The sequence below is a fragment of the Ruegeria sp. CF8 genome (assembly GCF_056537285.1).
The window spans coordinates 197845-216010 of sequence record NZ_JBQFRG010000005.1; the positions used below are offsets into that span (position 1 = coordinate 197845).

18 protein-coding genes and 2 tRNA genes are annotated in these 18166 nt (G+C 56.9%); 13 read left to right on the top strand and 7 right to left on the bottom strand.

Annotation, left to right across the window (positions count from 1 at the left end):
• Positions 1-64 precede the first annotated feature (64 nt).
• The 7 genes from ACR0EV_RS13400 to ACR0EV_RS13430 all read left to right on the top strand — a co-directional run bounded on the left by ACR0EV_RS13400 (position 65) and on the right by ACR0EV_RS13430 (position 5965).
• The gene (locus ACR0EV_RS13400; protein ID WP_480800550.1) at positions 65-577 is read left to right on the top strand and encodes a MarR family winged helix-turn-helix transcriptional regulator; all 513 of its coding nucleotides are present in this window, start codon (positions 65-67) and stop codon (positions 575-577) included.
• Entirely contained in the window at positions 574-1275 is a 702-nt protein-coding gene (locus tag ACR0EV_RS13405; protein ID WP_171092997.1) for a response regulator, read from the top strand. Before ACR0EV_RS13400 ends, ACR0EV_RS13405 begins: the two co-directional genes overlap by 4 nt.
• Positions 1276-1344: 69 nt before the next feature.
• A complete protein-coding gene (locus ACR0EV_RS13410) occupies positions 1345-2271 on the top strand; it encodes a histone deacetylase family protein (protein ID WP_480800551.1) in 927 nt (308 codons plus the stop codon).
• The gene (locus ACR0EV_RS13415) at positions 2268-2510 is read left to right on the top strand and encodes an exodeoxyribonuclease VII small subunit (RefSeq protein ID WP_480800552.1); all 243 of its coding nucleotides are present in this window, start codon (positions 2268-2270) and stop codon (positions 2508-2510) included. Before ACR0EV_RS13410 ends, ACR0EV_RS13415 begins: the two co-directional genes overlap by 4 nt.
• Positions 2511-3377, top strand: a complete 867-nt coding sequence (locus ACR0EV_RS13420) for a polyprenyl synthetase family protein (protein WP_480800553.1) — start codon at positions 2511-2513, stop codon at positions 3375-3377.
• A 16-nt stretch (positions 3378-3393) separates the two neighbouring features.
• Positions 3394-5322, top strand: a complete 1929-nt coding sequence (dxs, locus tag ACR0EV_RS13425; protein ID WP_480800554.1) for a 1-deoxy-D-xylulose-5-phosphate synthase — start codon at positions 3394-3396, stop codon at positions 5320-5322.
• Positions 5323-5812: 490 nt separating this feature from the next.
• Positions 5813-5965: a hypothetical protein gene (locus ACR0EV_RS13430; protein ID WP_480800555.1), complete on the top strand. Its 153-nt coding sequence runs from the start codon at positions 5813-5815 to the stop codon at positions 5963-5965.
• 74 nt (positions 5966-6039) lie between these two features.
• Here the strand turns inward: ACR0EV_RS13430 and ACR0EV_RS13435 are convergent, their stop codons facing one another.
• Together ACR0EV_RS13435 and ACR0EV_RS13440 are read right to left on the bottom strand one after the other, a co-directional pair.
• Positions 6040-6855: a DUF2189 domain-containing protein gene (locus tag ACR0EV_RS13435; protein ID WP_480800556.1), complete on the bottom strand. Its 816-nt coding sequence runs from the start codon at positions 6853-6855 to the stop codon at positions 6040-6042.
• Between the two features lie 274 nt (positions 6856-7129).
• Positions 7130-7205: transfer RNA gene (locus tag ACR0EV_RS13440), tRNA-Thr, on the bottom strand.
• A 226-nt stretch (positions 7206-7431) separates the two neighbouring features.
• Here ACR0EV_RS13440 and ACR0EV_RS13445 point away from each other — a divergent pair.
• The 3 genes from ACR0EV_RS13445 to arsJ are packed head-to-tail and all read left to right on the top strand — an operon-like array spanning position 7432 to position 10522.
• Positions 7432-8265: an arsenate reductase/protein-tyrosine-phosphatase family protein gene (locus tag ACR0EV_RS13445; RefSeq protein ID WP_480800557.1), complete on the top strand. Its 834-nt coding sequence runs from the start codon at positions 7432-7434 to the stop codon at positions 8263-8265.
• Positions 8262-9260 (top strand): ArsJ-associated glyceraldehyde-3-phosphate dehydrogenase, encoded by a 999-nt coding sequence (locus ACR0EV_RS13450; RefSeq protein WP_480800558.1) that lies wholly within the window; start codon positions 8262-8264, stop codon positions 9258-9260. Before ACR0EV_RS13445 ends, ACR0EV_RS13450 begins: the two co-directional genes overlap by 4 nt.
• Positions 9257-10522 carry an organoarsenical effux MFS transporter ArsJ gene (gene arsJ / locus ACR0EV_RS13455; RefSeq protein ID WP_480800559.1) on the top strand — a complete coding sequence of 422 codons (1266 nt, stop codon included), beginning with the start codon at positions 9257-9259 and terminating at the stop codon, positions 10520-10522. Before ACR0EV_RS13450 ends, arsJ begins: the two co-directional genes overlap by 4 nt.
• Before the next feature lie 189 nt (positions 10523-10711).
• Here arsJ and ACR0EV_RS13460 read toward each other — a convergent pair whose 3' ends face one another.
• The gene (locus ACR0EV_RS13460; RefSeq protein WP_480800560.1) at positions 10712-11599 is read right to left on the bottom strand and encodes a helix-turn-helix domain-containing protein; all 888 of its coding nucleotides are present in this window, start codon (positions 11597-11599) and stop codon (positions 10712-10714) included.
• A 131-nt stretch (positions 11600-11730) separates the two neighbouring features.
• Positions 11731-11807: transfer RNA gene (locus ACR0EV_RS13465), tRNA-Arg, on the bottom strand.
• Between the two features lie 115 nt (positions 11808-11922).
• On the opposite strand from ACR0EV_RS13465, the gene ACR0EV_RS13470 reads away from it, so the two are divergent.
• A complete protein-coding gene (locus tag ACR0EV_RS13470) occupies positions 11923-12948 on the top strand; it encodes a LacI family DNA-binding transcriptional regulator (protein ID WP_171092978.1) in 1026 nt (341 codons plus the stop codon).
• A complete protein-coding gene (locus ACR0EV_RS13475) occupies positions 12945-14165 on the top strand; it encodes a winged helix-turn-helix domain-containing protein (protein ID WP_480800561.1) in 1221 nt (406 codons plus the stop codon). Before ACR0EV_RS13470 ends, ACR0EV_RS13475 begins: the two co-directional genes overlap by 4 nt.
• Before the next feature lie 3 nt (positions 14166-14168).
• Here ACR0EV_RS13475 and ACR0EV_RS13480 read toward each other — a convergent pair whose 3' ends face one another.
• On the bottom strand, positions 14169-14867 hold the full coding sequence (locus ACR0EV_RS13480; RefSeq protein WP_480800562.1) for a fumarylacetoacetate hydrolase family protein: 699 nt from the start codon (positions 14865-14867) through the stop codon (positions 14169-14171).
• A 592-nt stretch (positions 14868-15459) separates the two neighbouring features.
• The gene (gene hpaR, locus ACR0EV_RS13485) at positions 15460-15894 is read right to left on the bottom strand and encodes a homoprotocatechuate degradation operon regulator HpaR (RefSeq protein ID WP_480800563.1); all 435 of its coding nucleotides are present in this window, start codon (positions 15892-15894) and stop codon (positions 15460-15462) included.
• A gap of 219 nt (positions 15895-16113) precedes the next feature.
• Between hpaR and ACR0EV_RS13490 the strand changes: the two genes are divergently transcribed.
• Positions 16114-16884, top strand: coding sequence for an HpcH/HpaI aldolase family protein (locus tag ACR0EV_RS13490; RefSeq protein ID WP_480800564.1), 771 nt, complete (start codon positions 16114-16116; stop codon positions 16882-16884).
• Between the two features lie 4 nt (positions 16885-16888).
• On the opposite strand, the gene ACR0EV_RS13495 is transcribed toward ACR0EV_RS13490, so the two are convergent.
• Positions 16889-18031, bottom strand: a complete 1143-nt coding sequence (locus ACR0EV_RS13495; protein WP_480800565.1) for a DUF3095 domain-containing protein — start codon at positions 18029-18031, stop codon at positions 16889-16891.
• Positions 18032-18166 lie beyond the last annotated feature (135 nt).

Here is an 18166-nt window from a genome sequence, read left to right on the forward strand (position 1 = left end):
TCTGCCCTTGGAATGTCAATAAGGCTGACATAAACTCGGCCCCGAGTAACAAATGAGGCGTACCATGTCCGACATCCGCCCTGCCCCGCGTTACGGGGGCGAGAGCTTGTTGTTTTTGACCGATGAGCAATTACGACAGGGGATTGAGGCCATGTTTTTCGCCTATCGCGGATTTACCGCAGATCCTGACCGCATCCTAACCGAAATGGCCTATGGCCGCGCCCATCACCGGGCGATTCATTTCATCAACCGCGCGCCAGGCACGACGGTCAACAACTTGTTAGCGATCCTTGGTGTCACAAAACAGTCTCTAAACAGGGTTTTGCGGACCTTGATCGATGATGGCCTGGTAGAAAGCCGCGTTGGTACAGTGGACAAACGTGAACGCCACCTATTTCTGACAGAGAAGGGACAAGCGCTGGAAACCACGCTGTCCGATGCGCAGCGTGCCCGAATGCGCGCGGCCTACAAGGATGCCGGACCAGAAGCCGTGGCCGGATTTCGCAAAGTGCTTGAAGCAATGATGGATGCTGATATGCGTCATGCTTATACGAAACTTCGGGATGCGACCTCATGAGCGATATGGACGCCCATCTGCTGATTGTTGACGATGACGAGCGCATTCGCGATCTGCTGAAAAAATTCCTGATGCGAAACGGGTTCCTGGTGACGGCGGCACGGGATGCAGCCCATGCACGGCGGGTATTGTCGGGGCTGGATTTCGACATGATCATCCTGGACGTGATGATGCCCGGCGAAGACGGTGTCAGCCTGACAAAATCGCTGCGAGAGACACATAGCACCCCCATCCTGCTTCTGACCGCCAAGGGCGAAACCGAACACCGGATTGCGGGGCTTGAGGCCGGGGCGGATGATTATCTGGCGAAACCGTTCGAGCCAAAAGAGTTGCTGCTGCGGATCAACGCCATTCTGCGCAGGATGCCAGAAACACCTGCCGAGGAAACAGCGGCGAAGATCCTCAACCTTGGCCCAATCCGGTACGACATTGAACGGGGCGAGATGTGGCAGGGCGAAGATCCGGTACGTCTGACCGCGACGGAAAGCCAGTTGATGAAAATCTTTTCGGCCCAGCCCGGCGAACCGATCAGCCGCGCGAAGCTGGTCGAGGATTTGGGGCGCGACAAGGGTCAGGCGCAGGAACGCGCGGTGGACGTGCAGATCACGCGCCTGCGGCGCAAGATCGAGCAGGATCCGAAACAGCCCAGGTATCTGCAAACCGTCCGCGGTGCGGGCTATATGCTGGCACCGGATTAAGCGTGCCGCTGCGCGGCGGTTTTGTGCCTTCGGCGAAGGTACTTTTAGCCAGATGAACAGGGGACCCCGATGACAACTGCCCTTTTAACCCATGCCGATTGTCTGGGCCATGTGACACCCGAGGGCCACCCCGAACGGGTGGCGCGGCTGGAACATATCCTGCACGCCTTGGAAGGGTTGGACCTTAAACGGGTGACCGCTCCGTTGGCGGCAGATGACGATCTGCTGCGGGTGCATCCGGAAGGTTACATTCGCGATATTCGATCCACGCGCCCGTCAGATGGGTTTGCGCAGATTGACGGGGATACCTTCATGTCACCGGGCTCGGTGGACGCCGCCTATCGTGCTGCGGGGGCTGTGGTTCGGGCTGTTGATCTGGTGCTGAGTGGCGATGTGTCGAACGCGTTCTGCGCCATTCGCCCGCCGGGTCACCATGCGGAAACAGACACTGCAATGGGGTTTTGCCTCTTCGGCAATGCGGCGCTGGCCGCGAAACATGCGCTGGACCATCACGGGCTGAACCGTGTCGCCGTTTTCGATTTCGATGTCCATCACGGCAACGGAACGCAGGATTTGCTGTGGGATGAAGCACGCGCGCTGGTGATCACCAGCCAGCAGATGCCCTTATGGCCCGGATCGGGTCGCCCGGATGAGACGGGGGTTCACGACACAATTCTGAATATTCCTCTGGCGCCGGGCAGCGGCGGGGCCGAGATGCGCGCAGCGTACGAGTCGCAGGCGTTTCCGCGCTTGCGGGCGTTCAACCCTGATCTAGTCATCATTTCCGCCGGATTCGACGCTCATCAGGACGACCCGCTGGCCAATCTTAACTGGTCCACCGGCGACTTCGCGTGGATCACAGCCGAGCTGTGCAAAATCGCCGACGAGGTTTGTGAAGGTCGTATCGTCTCGACTCTGGAAGGCGGGTATGATCTGAACGCATTGGCCGCGGCCACACGCGCCCATGTGGAAGAATTGATGAAGGCAGCACGATGACCGATACCCCAGTTGAGCAGATGACATTCGAGCAGGCCATGAAAGAGTTGGAGACCGTTGTAGGCCAACTTGAACGCGGCGATGTGGCATTAGATCAATCGATCGCGCTGTACGAGCGCGGTGCGGCCCTGAAGAAACGGTGCGAGGACGAGTTGAAGCGGGCTGAGGAGAAGGTGGCCGCAATCACACTGGATGCCACGGGGCAACCCACCGGGACCACGCCTGTCGAAGGTCAGTAAATGTTCCCCGAAAGACTGGCGCAAGATGCAGCGCGCATTCAGGCGCATTTTGACCTGATTCTGGGCGCTCTGGACGATATCGACGTCACGCGAGCCATGGCCTATGCCACGCAAGGCGGCAAACGGTTGCGTGGGTTTCTGGTTCAGGAAAGTGCGCGCTTGCATGATGTGGATGAGGGCCGCTCGATCTGGCCTGCCACCGGGATCGAGGCGCTACACGCATATTCTTTGGTCCATGATGACCTGCCCTGCATGGATGATGATGATCTGCGGCGGGGGCGGCCCACTGTTCACGTGAAATGGAACGAAGGAACCGGGGTGTTGGCCGGCGATGCGTTGCAGACCCTGGCGTTTGAGCTGTGCACTCGACCCGAAGTCGGCGATGCGCAAATTCGTGCAGAATTGGCTCTGACTCTGGCCCAAGCCAGCGGGGCGCAAGGCATGGTTCTGGGTCAGGCGCTGGATATCGCAGCCGAAACAGCGGCTACACCTTTGACACTGGAACAAATCACCCATCTGCAGGCAGGCAAGACAGGTGCGTTGATCGAATGGTCTGCTTGCGCAGGAGCGCGGCTGGCGCAGGCTGATCCGGCCCCCCTGCGCGATTATGCCCAGGCTCTTGGACTTGCCTTTCAGATTGCTGACGACATTTTGGATGTTGAAGGTGATGTCGAAAAGGCCGGAAAGCGGCTGCAAAAGGACGCCGATGCAGGTAAAGCGACCTTTGTTTCGCTTTTGGGTCTCGAGGCGGCCAAATCCCGCGCGACAGAGCTGGTTGAAACGGCCTGTGCTGCGTTGGACGGGTACGGTGCGTCAGCAGAAACCTTGAAGGACGCCGCCCGCTTCGTTATTGCCCGGGACAGCTAAGCCAGGAACGCGCCATATGTCTGACAGACCAAATACGCCATTGCTGGACCTTGTGAACCGCCCTGCGGATCTCAAGCAGTTTTCGGACGCGCAGTTGCATCAGGTGGCGCAGGAATTACGGTCCGAGACGATCTCGGCCGTGTCCGTGACGGGTGGGCACCTAGGGGCCGGACTGGGCGTGGTTGAGTTGACGACGGCGTTGCACGCAGTGTTCAATACGCCGCGCGACAAGATCATCTGGGACGTGGGCCATCAGTGCTATCCACACAAGATCCTGACCGAGCGGCGCGATCGTATCCGGACTTTGCGGATGAAGGACGGTCTAAGTGGGTTTACAAAGCGCAGCGAAAGCCCCTATGACCCGTTCGGCGCGGCACATTCCAGCACTTCGATCAGCGCGGCACTTGGTTTTGCCGTGGCGCGTGATCTGGGTGGCGTCACACCAGAAGGTTTGGGTGACGCGATTGCTGTGATCGGCGATGGCTCAATGTCCGCAGGCATGGCATTTGAAGCGATGAACAACGCTGGCCATCTGGGCAGGCGTCTGATCGTCATTCTGAACGACAACGAGATGAGCATTGCGCCGCCGGTGGGCGCTTTGTCCAACTATCTGTCCCGCATATACGCGGAAGAACCGTTCCACGATCTGAAAGCGGCTGCAAAAGGCGCTGTTTCGCTGCTGCCCGAGCCCTTCCGCGAAGGCGCCAAGCGTGCCAAGGAAATGCTGAAAGGTATGGCCGTCGGCGGCACGTTGTTCGAAGAGCTTGGCTTTTCCTACGTCGGCCCCATCGACGGACATGATCTGGACCAGTTGCTGCCTGTGTTGCGGACCGTCAAGGCACGAGCGACCGGCCCGATCCTGATCCATGTTCTGACGAAAAAAGGCAAAGGATACGGCCCGGCCGAGCAAGCCCGCGACAAGGGGCACGCAACGGCCAAATTTGATGTGGTGACCGGAGAACAGAAAAAGGCACCGTCCAACGCGCCCTCTTACACGTCAGTCTTTGGCAAGACCTTGGTGGATGAAGCCGCGCGAGACGACAAAATCGTTGCTGTGACCGCAGCCATGCCTGACGGTACCGGTCTGAACCTTTTTGCTGAACGCTACCCGTCGCGCTGTTTCGATGTTGCGATTGCCGAGCAGCACGGGGTGACGTTCTCGGCCGCGCTTGCCGCGGGCGGGATGAAACCATTCTGCGCCATGTATTCCACTTTCCTGCAGCGCGGTTATGATCAGGTGGTCCATGATGTGGCGATCCAGCGCTTGCCGGTTCGCTTCGCCATTGACCGCGCTGGCTTGGTGGGCGCCGACGGTGCCACCCATGCCGGATCGTTCGATATCGCGTATTTGGCCAACCTGCCGGGCATGGTCGTCATGGCCGCCGCAGACGAAGCTGAGCTGATGCATATGGTGGCCACTGCTGTTGCGCATGACGACGGGCCAATTGCCTTCCGCTACCCGCGTGGTGAAGGCGTTGGAGTTGACTTGCCCGAGCGCGGTGAGGTGCTTGAGATCGGCAAAGGCCGCGTGATCAAGAAAGGCGCGCGCGTGGCCTTGTTGTCTTTCGGAACCCGATTGTCCGAGGTGCAGAAAGCCGCCGAATCCCTTGCTGGCAAAGGTATCACGCCAACCATCGCCGACGCCCGCTTTGCTAAACCTCTGGACCGCGACCTGATTTTGGATCTGGCCGCCAACCACGAGGCTATGATTACCATTGAAGAAGGCGCGATTGGCGGCTTTGGCAGCCATGTCGCACAGCTTTTGGCGGAGGAAGGCGTTTTTGATCAAGGGCTGAAATACCGCTCGATGGTTTTGCCCGACACCTTCATCGATCAGGCCAGCCCAGCGGACATGTATGCCGTGGCTGGCATGAACGCCGAACAGATCGAAGCCAAGGTTCTGGATGTTCTTGGCGTCGCATCAATCGGGGAAAAACGCGCCTGAGCGGAGCCAACCGATAACAAGGGTCTTTGTGTTACCACCGATAGCAGGCGCGGTCGGGGACATCCTCATCCGTCAGGCGGCAGGGCAGTAAATCGCGTTTTAAAACCTTTTGCCGCATGGCAAGAAAAACACTCGCCAAAGCAGATAAACCTATAATATATATAAGAAAGTTTATTCGTTTATAGATAGGTCAATCATGGGACAAAATCGTTTTTCTTTCACAATTGTAACGGCGGCGGCTCTTTCGCTCGTTGCCGCATGCGACGACGGATCGAGCAAAGAGAAATCGGTAACCAAGGTAAAATATTCAGGCAACTTCAACACAATCAGTGGCAAGTTGTCTGACGGAAGCGATTTTGACGGCGTAGCCTGGTGGCTTCCGGGTGCTTACCGAGGAAATTTTTGCCTGCAAACCTCAGACGCAGTGTGTTCGGGAAAGTTTTCTGCCAGAGCCTCTCGTGTCATCACGGGCGCGTTTGAGTGTTCGGATATGACAACCGGGTCCTATCGTACTGAACGCCTTGAAGAAGGCGATTTTCTGCAACCCGTTCAGGCGACGGGTGTGTTGTCAGACGGGCGCACCAGCACAGCTGTGTTTGCCCCTCGCGAAGAAGGGTCAGGCGAGACCATCTGTTACCAATAGAGTCTAGCCTCAGGGATGATCCACAGGCGTAGATAAGCTGCGTTTGCGCAGCTTATCTAGGAGGCGGTGCCTGATCACGCCTCGTCCGGTGGCACGGCCCGCTGGTACAGGTGCCAAGTGGCGTGGCCTAGGATCGGCAGAGTGAAGATCAGGCCCAAAAATGCAGGAACCAGCGATATCAGCATGGTAAACGAGATGATTGCCGCCCAAGTGAGCATGACCACAGGGCTTTCCCTGACAACCCGAACGGACGTGAGCATCGCAGAAACGAAATTAGTTTCCCGGTCCAGCAACATGGGCATGGCAATAACGGTCACAGTAAACAGGGCCGCCGACAGAAACGCGCCAACGCATGTGCCAATGGCCAGGAAAGTCCAGCCTTGCGGCGTGAATAGCACGGTGTTCAAGAACCCATCGAAATCCGAAAAGGATGCATTCTGCAGGATGATCGCCAACCAAAGCCGCACCTGGTAAACCCACACCCAGAAAATGAACAAGGTCACAAAGGCCATCCAGCCCATCTCACGCTTGCGTTGATCGGCCATGACGGTGAGGATTTCGGACCAACCGAAGCTTTCTCCCTTTTGCAAGCGGCGCGACATTTCATATAGCCCGGCCGCTGCGAACGGCGCGACCAGTGGAAATCCTACAATCGCAGGAATGATCATCCAGATCTTGCCCAGCCAAACCAAGGCCCAAACCAACAGAAGCCCGAAAACCGCATAGAACAGGCCGAAGAAACCGCTCATGACGGGGCGCGCGAGGAAATCGGAAAACCCAGCCTTGAGCGCAGCGGTTATGTCATCTGCTGTAACCTTATTGATCTTGGGCATGGATTGCTGCGGTGTAATTTTGTCTGGTGGCGTTGAACCTGCAGTCTTGGACGTCATGACACACTCCTCCCAATGCATAGCGCAGCGCTGATCCGTTGACCGGCAAACCCGGCGGTGAACAGATACCTCTCCTCCTAAGTCAATCATGCCTCACGCAAGGTATTGGGGCAAGGTTGAGCTACTGTTGACACCCGCGTGCGGACCGCCTTCGGCATCAGCAAATGCACCTTATTGCAAAGAACCTCGGGCCGACGCCTGAGTAACCGACGCCCTTCAAACTCGAAAGTGAGTACGGGTTCAACGCCGTGTCTTTTGAGAAAAGTAATAAAAATGGTGCCTCAAGAGGGACTCGAACCCCCGACCTTGTCCTTACGAAGGACCTGCTCTACCAGCTGAGCTATTGAGGCAACCTTTGGCAGCCGGATCTGGCTCCGTCCGGCTGCAATGGATCATTTAAACCGTCACTCTGACGCCTGCAAGTCCAGATGCGCCCGCTTTCAACGTACCGCGCCAAAGTGCTGATGGGAGGCAAGAAGGGGCCACCCATATGGTGGAAACTGCGTTCTGTGAATTTTTTGTAACGTCAGTCGGTTCAAATTGACTCACTGTCATTATTTCAATAATTCATGAATTATGATAGAAAAGATAACCGATCAGCTGGCTATTCTTGGCCACCCGCAGCGTATCACCGTGTTTCGCATGTTAATGCGACGGTTTCCTGACAGCGTGCCTGCTGGGGAACTGGCGTATGAACTGGGGATCAAGCCCAGCACCATGTCGAACTATCTGAATGCGCTGCAACGATCGGGCCTTGTGACACAAGAGCGCCTCGGGACATCCCTGCGCTATTCGATAGATATGGCTAACGTGCAGAAAATGTTTGATTTTCTGATTGTGGACTGCTGCCGTGGCCGACCTGATCTTTGTATGCCTTCAACCAAGGGAAGTGAGACGATGACTGACCGGAAGTTCAACGTGCTGTTCATTTGCGTGGGTAATTCCGCCCGCTCGATCTTTGCCGAATCTCTGTTGCGGGAAATTGGTGGTGACCGGTTCAATGTCTATTCCGCCGGAACACAGCCTTTTTCCGAGTTGAACCCGTTTGCGGTTCAGGTCCTGCAAGACAAAGGCCACGATACGTCGGTTCTGCGGTCAAAGAATGTGTCGGAGTTTTCAGGGCCTGACGCGCCTGATCTGGATTTTGTTTTCACGGTCTGCAACCAAGCCGCTAATGAGGAATGCCCCGCTTGGGAAGGTCAGCCGATCAGCGGTCACTGGGGTATGGTCGATCCGGTCAAGGCAGAAGGCACCGACGCCGAAAAAAGCCTGGCCTTTCAAAACGCTTACGGCGCGCTGAAGCGTCGGATTCAAGCCTTTACTTCGCTGCCGGTCGAAAGCCTCGATCGGATCGCTTTGCAATCCGCTGTCGACGACATCGGGCGAACATCCTTTGAGGACGTAAAATGACGACCTATGCACTAAACGGCCTTGGCCGAATGGGAAAACTAGCGCTGAAGCCTTTGCTGGAACGGGGCGCAAAAATCGCGTGGATCAACGACGCTGTTGGTGATCCCGAAATGCATGCGCATCTGTTGGAATTCGACACTGTGCATGGGCGTTGGGATGCAGAGTTCAGCCATGATGCCGACAGCATCACTGTGAACGGAACGCGTCTGCCGTTTATCGGCACCACAGACCTGACTGCTTTGCCTTTGGATGGCGTCGACGTGGTGATCGACTGCACTGGTGTGTTCAAAACCGAGGCTAAGCTGTCCCCTTACTTCGACGCTGGCGTGAAGAAAGTGGTGGTTTCCGCCCCGGTCAAGGACGGCCCGACGGCGAATATTGTCGTGGGTGTGAACGACGAAACCTATGATCCTGCCACACATAAGATCGTGACGGCCGCATCCTGTACAACCAACTGCCTGGCACCGGTCGTCAAAGTCATTCACGAAAACCTTGGCATCCGCCATGGGTCGATGACGACGATCCACGATGTAACCAACACGCAAACCATCGTAGACCGGCCTGCCAAAGATCTGCGCCGCGCACGGTCTGCCTTGAATTCACTGATCCCGACAACCACTGGCTCGGCGACAGCGATCACGTTGATCTACCCCGAGCTCAAAGGGCGTTTGAACGGTCACGCGGTGCGGGTGCCTTTGCTGAACGCTTCGCTGACCGATTGCGTGTTTGAAGTCGAACGGGAAACGACAGCCGAAGAAGTCAACGCCTTCTTCAAAGCAGCCGCCGAAGGTGAGTTGAAGGGTATTCTGGGTTATGAGACGCGCCCGTTGGTTTCGACCGACTACACCAATGATGAACGATCATCGATTGTGGATGCGCCTTCGACAATGGTGGTGAACGGGACGCAGGTGAAACTCTACGCCTGGTATGACAACGAAATGGGCTATGCGCATCGTCTGGTGGATGTGGCCTTGATGGTTGGGGCATCGCTGTGACCCAACGGCCCGAAGGAATGTCGGCCTATATTGCGGTCACGGCGGCCTATTGGGCTTTCATGCTGACTGACGGGGCGCTCAGGATGTTGGTGCTGTTGCACTTTCATACTTTGGGCTTCTCGCCGGTTCAGCTGGCTTATCTATTTGTTCTTTATGAGATTGCCGGGATTGTGACCAACCTGTCCGCAGGCTGGATTGCCGCTCGGTTCGGATTGACCTCGACCCTTTATGCCGGGCTGGGCCTGCAAGTGGTGGCGCTGCTCGCCATGACGCAGCTTGATCCGAACTGGACCGTCGCCGCTTCGGTCACCTTTGTGATGGTCGTGCAGGGGGCAAGCGGGGTGGCCAAGGACCTTGCCAAAATGTCCTCGAAATCCGCAGTGAAACTACTGGCTCCGGCTGAGGGTGGAGGCTTATTTCGTTGGGTGGCCGTTCTTACCGGGTCAAAGAACGCGGTAAAAGGCCTGGGTTTTCTGCTGGGCGCGGCGATGTTGGCGACGCTTGGATTCATGACCGCAATCATTGTGATGGCGGCGATTCTGGCGCTGATCCTGTTGGCGGTCTTCCTTTTCATGCCACCGGGTCTGCCCAAAGGGCGCAAAGGCGCGAAATTTTCAGAAGTGTTTTCGAAATCCGCCAACGTCAACTGGCTGTCCGCCGCCCGCGTCTTCCTGTTTGGCGCGCGGGATGTCTGGTTTGTGGTCGGCATTCCGATCTATTTCTACGCTGTCCTGTCTGACGGCACAGAAGGCGGCAATCGAGCGGCGTTTTTCATGATCGGAACTTTCATGGCCCTGTGGATCATCCTGTATGGCGCCGTGCAGGCCAATGCACCAAGGATATTGCGCGCCGCAGACCGCAGCGAAGGCGATCTGATAGGTGCCGCGCGCAGTTGGGCCATTGCGCTCTTTTTTGTTCCTGCGGCTCTAACCTTGGCAGTTTTGCTGTCAGATGGGCCTGAGGCCTGGTTGACCGTTACGCTTGTGATCGGCCTTTTGGTTTTCGGCGCGATCTTCGCCGTCAATTCGTCCCTGCATTCCTATCTGATCCTGGCCTTCACCAAATCCGAGCGTGTGACCATGGATGTGGGGTTTTACTATATGGCCAATGCCACAGGCCGTCTGGTCGGCACCGTTTTGTCCGGTCTGACCTACCAGATCGGGGGGTTGGCCTTGGTGCTGGGCACGGCTGCCGTGATGGTTGCCCTCGCCGCGCTGACCTCGGGCAAGCTCACGGATCAGACATCTGAGGCTCTGACCTGAGCTTCAAGCCGTCGCAGACCTGAAATATTTTGGACCGGCGCGGCAGTCGAAGCCATAAGCGCAGCGGTGGTGTTCAGGGCGGTATCTTCCGAAATCTGTCTGGTTCGGCGCAAGCCCGATGACATGAAAGGTCCTAAGACAGGGGCCACAATTCTTGCACCGGTCCGTCTGCTTATCGAAGATCCCGCTTTAACCGTTCAGCGCGGCCCGAAAGGCACGCGGGGTCTGACCCGTCACTTGCTTGAAGCTGCGGGTGAAATGCGCCTGATCCGAAAACCCGCAATCCAGCGCAATGTCCCCGAAGGGACGGCCAGGATCCTCGATCATCTTCATCGCCTGCTCGATCCGGAACGACATAACATATTGCATCGGCGTTGACCCAAGCGTTTCCTTGAAGACCCGGGCAAAATGCGACGTGCTCATTCCAGCCTCGGACGCCAGTTGGTCAACGGTGATCGTGCGATCCAGGCGCTTTTGCACATAAGCCAAAACGCGTTGATAGTGCTGGGAGGTGAATCGCGACGACAGCTCAATATCCTCAGCACGGCGTTTTCCGTATTTCTGCAAAAGCTTGACCAGAAACACCCGGCTCATGGCCTCGAACATAACCGCCGAGGACATATCATCCGTCTCCAGCGCATCCCGCAACAGAACACCTGCAACGCAAAGGTCAGGGTCGGAAAATTGCGGCAGATCCCGGAACTGCTGCGGATCAAGAAGCATCCCAAGCTCAGATTGCGCAAAACGGTCCACCTTAGCTGGGTCCAGAGTGACAACTATGACATCCGACGGCCCGAACCACCGCCAACCTGACCGAACGCCTGCGGGCGTAACAATGACCTCATCCTTGCAAAAGGTGAAATCCCGCAGCGTGCCATCACGCCAGTTCTGCACGCGGTGGGGGCTGTCCTGCAAGTTCAACAAAACATGGTGTTCCGCAAACACTTCTTCCGGCATCCGATCAGGTTCCGCCCGAAAATACCGCACAGACATCAGCGCCGCTGCTGAAGGACGATCCATCGCATCACTGTTGAGCAGCGGTTCAGACGGATAAATATCTGCGTATCTCAGCGGCACTTTTGTGTTCCCAAAACAAGCTTGCGCAATTTACGCAGCTATCCGCCGTGCAGACAACGCATTTGATGCGCCCGCAAAGTTCGGGGGCACCGCGTTCCATCACGCGCCAATATCCGGAAGGCTCTATGAAATGGCGACCCCGGCAGGATTCGAACCTGCAACCTGCCCCTTAGGAGGGGGCTGCTCTATCCAGTTGAGCCACGGGGCCGTGTGTGGCCTTCTGTAACCGGGATTTTCCGGGTTGTCATCGGCTTTGCACAATTGTTGTACACGCGGACTTGTTCACGCTACCATCGGGCAAAACAACAACACAGGTGCCTCCCGTGAACAGTGAATCCAAACGCCCGCTTACCCTTCGCGATGTGTCCGAGGCTTCTGGAGTATCCGAAATGACCGTAAGCCGGGTTTTGCGGAACCGGGGGGATGTGTCAGACGCCACCCGCACCCGCGTTCTGGCCGCCGCAAAAGAGCTTGGCTATGTCCCCAACAAGATCGCAGGTGCCCTGGCGTCCAGCCGGGTCAATCTGGTCGCGGTCATTATCCCGTCGCTGTCGAACATGGTGTTTCCTGAGGTTCTGACAGGCATCAATCAGGTTCTGGAAGACACCGAATTGCAGCCCGTTGTGGGCGTGACCGACTACCTGCCCGAAAAAGAGGAAAAAGTGCTGTACGAGATGCTCTCGTGGCGACCTTCCGGCGTGATCATTGCAGGGCTGGAACATACCGAAGCCGCACGCGCCATGCTGGATTCAGCGGGCATTCCTGTGGTCGAGATCATGGATACCGACGGCAAACCAGTGGATGCAATGGTCGGCATCTCGCACCGGCGCGCCGGGCGCGAGATGGCGCAGGCGATTCTGAAGGCCGGGTATCAGCATATTGGTTTCATGGGCACCAAGATGCCACTGGATCACCGTGCCCGAAAGCGTTTCGAAGGCTTTACCGAGGTGTTGGGCAAGCACGGCATCGAAATCGAAGACCGCGAGTTTTATTCCGGCGGGTCGGCCCTTGCGAAGGGGCGCGAGATGACGCAGGCCATGCTGGAGCGCTCTCCTGATCTGGATTTTCTGTATTATTCCAACGATATGATCGGTGCGGGTGGCTTGTTGTACCTGCTGGAGCAAGGCATCGACATCCCGGGACAGATCGGGTTGGCCGGGTTTAACAATGTCGAGTTGTTACAGGGTCTTCCGCGCAAGCTTGCAACGATGGATGCCTGCCGGCTTGAGATTGGTCGTCACGCCGCCCAAATCATCGCCGAACGCCTGAAAGACCCCGATTCTGAGATTGAAACGCGCGCAACACTGACCCCCAAGATCAGTTTTGGCGACACCCTCAAACGGCGATGACCGCATCCCTCAAACGGCTGGGTAACCGAACGGCTCGGGCCGTTTTCATGGACCGCCACGCGTTGGCGGAACAACCTTCGGGCGAGGCCAAGGGCAGCGCGCTTCTGGATTTGATCCAGAGGCTGGGGTTTGTGCAGCTTGACAGTATCAACACGGTTGCCCGCGCCCATGATATGATCCTTTTTTCGCGCAGACCCAGCTATCGTGGTGCGCACCTGAAAAGGCTCTATGAAAGGGAAAAAGAGCTGTTCGAACACTGGACGCATGATGCGGCCGTGATCCCGATGGAGTTCTACCCCCACTGGCATCTGCGCTTTCAGCGCGACGCAGATTTGCTGAAGGCACGGTGGAAGAACTGGCGACGGGATGGGTTCGAACAGCAGTTTGAAACGGTGTTGCAGCACATCCGAGACCATGGGCCGGTATCCTCTTCGGACGTGGGCAAGGACGAAAAGAAAGGCTCGGGCGGATGGTGGGATTGGCACCCGTCAAAAACCGCCTTGGAGTTTTTGTGGCGTTCCGGCGCGCTTGCTGTTGTCGGCCGCGACGGGTTTCAGAAACGCTATGACCTGACTGAACGGGTGATTGAAACCCAGCTCTGTCCGGGAAACATACATTGCGATGCAGAAGCAACTGTGGATTGGCTGTGCAACGCGGCACTTGACCGGCTTGGATTTGCGACATCAGGCGAATTGGCAGCGTTCTGGGACACGGTCAGCGCAGCAGAAGCCAAAAGCTGGTGCGCAAGGGCGCTGGCCAAAGGCGATATAGAAGAGATCGAGATCACCTGCGCTGATGGGCGGCACCGCAAGGTCTTTGCCCGCCCTGACCTGGCGGACCAGAGTTTGAACCTGCCCGCGCCGCCGGGGCGCATCCGCGTGCTTAGCCCGTTTGATCCCATGTTGCGCGACCGGAACCGGGCCGAGCGGTTGTTCGGGTTTCACTATCGCATCGAAGTCTTCGTACCGGAACCCAAACGCAGCTATGGTTACTACGTGTTTCCCTTGCTTGAAGGTGATCGCCTGATTGGCCGGATTGACATGAAAGCCCATCGTGACTGCGACATGTTACGCGTCAAAGCTCTGTGGCCCGAGCGCGGGGTACGCTGGTCCGACGCCCGTACCCGACGCCTGAACGCCGAACTGGACCGGGTGCGCCGGTTGGCAGGTGTGACACATGTCGAGTTTGCCAAAGACTGGCTTAAAGACCCTAAATAGGGTCTAGTCTGCATCCGTCAGGGTCAATTCGATCGGCACGAGCCCGTCAATCTCACCACTCAGAACATCTCCTGCCACAACCGGCCCAACACCCGCAGGCGTGCCCGTCAGGATCAGATCGCCGGGGCGCAGGTGATAAAAGCCGGACAGATGGCAGATGATTTCGTCAATCTTCCAGATCAGTTCCTCAAGCGTTGCATCCTGACGTATCTCACCATTCACACGAAGCCGGATGTGCTTGTCCGCGTCCGCAGACCAGTCTTCGGCCAGTGTCAGAGGGGCAAATACAGCGCCGTTTTCGACATCTTTGCCCAGATCCCAGGGGCGCTGCTTGTTCCGCTCGCGTATCTGCAGGTCACGCCGGGTCATGTCGAGGGCGCAGCCATAAGCGTATACAGCGTCCAAAGCCTGCGCACTGTTCGCGCGGAACACCGGTTTCCCGATGGCCAACGCCAGTTCCATTTCGTGGTGATAATTCTCGGTGCCCGCAGGGTATGGAACCTTTGCCCCGGACATAACTGCGTTTGCGGCTGACTTGGTAAAATAAAATGGCGCTTCGCGGTCGACCTCGTTTCCCATTTCAGCGGCGTGGGCAGCATAATTTCGACCAACGCAGAAAATACGCCCAACGGGATACTCGGCCGTTGAACCGACAACAGGAATAGTGACCGGGTCAGGAAGGGAAAAAAGGGTATTTGACATGGTGCTCTCTGACAATTGCGCTGCTTCATCTTAAGAGCGTCGGGCCGATCAGCAATACTGGAAAACACGCCGGAACTCGCCATAACTTTTGCGGTGTTTCAGCGCGAACCCGCTCAATTCTGATGGCCAACACAAAGCCCGTTTCCAAGCAAGTTCACTTCCGCCTTTATGGCGTCGTCGGTGGAAGAACACATACGACTTGGCTCAGGCAAAAGTTGAACTATTTACTGACGTGTAAGTTGTGCAGCCGACACCACGACTGCACGAAATACAAACCTGCGCCCATTGCAAACTGACCTGCTTGGGTAACACTAGGGAACCAACTGCAGAGCCACTCATCGGTTGGCATTTGGGAACACCTATTTCGGAGAGCAAAGGCGTACACCCATCCCTTGGGAAAAACGCCTTGTTTAGAGCCTTTTTTGGCTCGGCACACACTCCGAAGTGCGGGCCGGACCGTCAGGCTACACGTGACGCAACCGGCCTCGGGCCAGGCACATAATATCCAGTCCGAGTCTGGCCGCCCCGTCGGAGAAATCCCCCTACATTCTCCGGCGGGGTCCCTGAGCACGTCGCGCAAAACAGCCCTTACTTAGGGGTCGAGATCCTTCAAGTCATTCAGAAGATCCAGCAAAAGCTCGTGCTTTTCGGGTCCAAGCTGAGACCGAATACGTTCTGCCTGGGCGGTACTTACAGACAGATTGGCACGAATGATCTGAACGCCACTTGTGCTGATCTCGATAATCTGGCGGCGGCGATCCGCAGGATGAGACCGCCTTGAGATCAGACCGCGCTGCTCAAGTTTCTGCAAAATTCGCGTCAGACTGGGCAGCAACAGACAGGCGCGATCAGCTATATGAGTGGGTTCCTGCGGACCTTCTTCGTTCAATACCCGCAACACCCGCCATTGCTGTTCAGTGACACCGGCGTCAGCCAGCATGGCACGGATGGGTCCCATAACCTTTTCCCGCGCGCGCAACAGCGCAATGGGCAAAGATCGCGACGTCAGAGGAAGGTCGTCGGTCATGGCAAAATTATCGCCGAAATTCAGCTTTTTCGCAAGCAGACCTCACCATCCGGTTAAACCAACTGACCCAGCCACGACAACGGACCGCACTGTTATATTCGTCAACGCCTTGGACAGTTTCACATTCCGGCTGGACAATTCAAAATCATCAGAGAAGATGCGCAAAGGGCTCAACCGGAGCCCTGTGAAAACCTTGGATATGTGACACGGAGAGAACTTATGGCTGCCCCGGAGAACGCCTTCAAAAAGGCTCTAAATGAGGGAAAAATCCAGATCGGATGCTGGATGAGTTTTGCCGAACCAGTCACAGCTGAGATCATGGGAACCGCAGGCTTTGATTGGTTGGTGATTGACGGGGAACACGCCCCAAACGACATCCGCTCGATCCGAGATCAACTGATGGCATTGGCCGCCAGCCCGACACATCCGGTGGTCCGCATTCCAATTGGCGAGACGTGGTTGATCAAGATGGTTCTGGATGCCGGGGCGCAGACAGTTTTGGTGCCGATCGTCGAAAGCGCCGAACAGGCCCGTGAACTGGTTCGCGCGTGTCGCTATCCTCCAACCGGTATACGTGGCGTAGGCGCGATGGCATCACGAGCGACGATGTATGGATCGGTCTCGGACTATATCCAGACGGCAGATCAAGAGATCTGTTTGCTGTTGCAGGTTGAAACCCGCGCCGGATTGGCTGCATTGGATGACATCCTGCAAGTCGACGGCGTTGATGGTGTGTTCATCGGCCCAGCAGACCTGTCCACCGACATGGGGTATCAGGGCAACAGCGCTGCGCCCGAGATGCGCGAGGTCATCCGTGACGCTTTGGCGCGGATCAAGGCCGCTGGCAAAGCACCGGGTATCCTTGCAACCAATGACGAAGCACGGCAGGCCTATAAGGATATGGGGGCGCAGTTCCTGGCCGTTGGCATAGACGTAATGTTGCTGGCGCAGGCGGCCCGTTCACTGTCGAAACAATGGAAGGAAAAGTGAGCTTTCAGGCGCGCATGGCTGCAGCGGCCTGAGCGTACCCACCGGACGCGCCATCAACAAAATGCATGTGGTCGTCGCGCGTAGCCGACGGCACAATGCATGTCATCATCGCTTCGTCCTGTGCGTGCAGCCCATACTTGATCTTGCCGCGCGCCCGCGCCTCTTCCAGCATCTGTTCGATACGCTTCAGCGTGGACGGGTCGCAATCCAGCGTCATTTTCAAACCGTCATCAAACTTGCGAAAATCCGCATTGCTGCTGACCATGTGTTTATAGTGGTCCGGCTCGAACTGGCCCAAGCGTTTTCCTGATTTAAAAAGGATCGCAATAAGCAGATTCTGAAACAGCAAAACGATTTTTTGCAGCATCATATTCCGTCCGTTGCGCGACACATGCGCGTCAATCTCCAAGCCCGGCGGCGGCCATTTCATGGGCGGGCCGTTTTCAGGCACGGGATGACCCGCGCGCTCCAGTTGTTCCGACATGGACAGCACAGATTGGGCAAGATCGGCAAAGTCACGTTCAGTGGCCGATACCGTGGGTTCCACAACCAGCGAGACGATCTGACCGTGCCGTGCCGTACTGTTGGACCATCTGCAGGACAGGCCGGTCAGATCCGGCTGTACTCCCGGCTCGGCAAGTTCAACCATATTGCGGCCGGCTTTCATCTCAGCCTCGGCCCAGGCCAAGCCGCCGCCTGAAAACATTGCATAATCCACACCGGTTGACGGCGCATAGCGGGCCACGCGCAAGTCTCGACCGGCGGCTCGGATATCTGCCACCGATACCAATGCTGCGCGCAGCGGCATGGAAAACTCTTCCTCCGCCCAGCGCCGCAAGGCGGCCAAAGCATTGCGCGCCCCTTCAACCTGACTGGGTGGCACGGCAAAACCAGCGCCGTCACCGCCAAAGACATAAGGAAACAGCTTGCCACCCATGGCGTTGATCATCGCTGAAATCACGGCGGCCCCGACCGTGTTAACCGTTTTGTACCGGCCCCGCGCGATTTCACCGGTTGAATCGACGATGTCTGCAACACCCAAAACCCAATCGTCCGGGACAGCCGAAAACCGTGCCGGATCCGCAACCAAGGTAAAGTCCCGCAATAGGGGAAGGTTTTCATAAAACTCGGAATGGAGGTCTTTCATGGTCCCCCTCAAATCAATGTTGAGCATAAATTAGGTGGACGTTGGTCCAAGTCCCGTTTCTGAAACATACTACACACGCTTGTGCGTTGCATCATGGCATGCCAAGCCTTTGCCTAAAGTGCGCAAAAAGGGGCA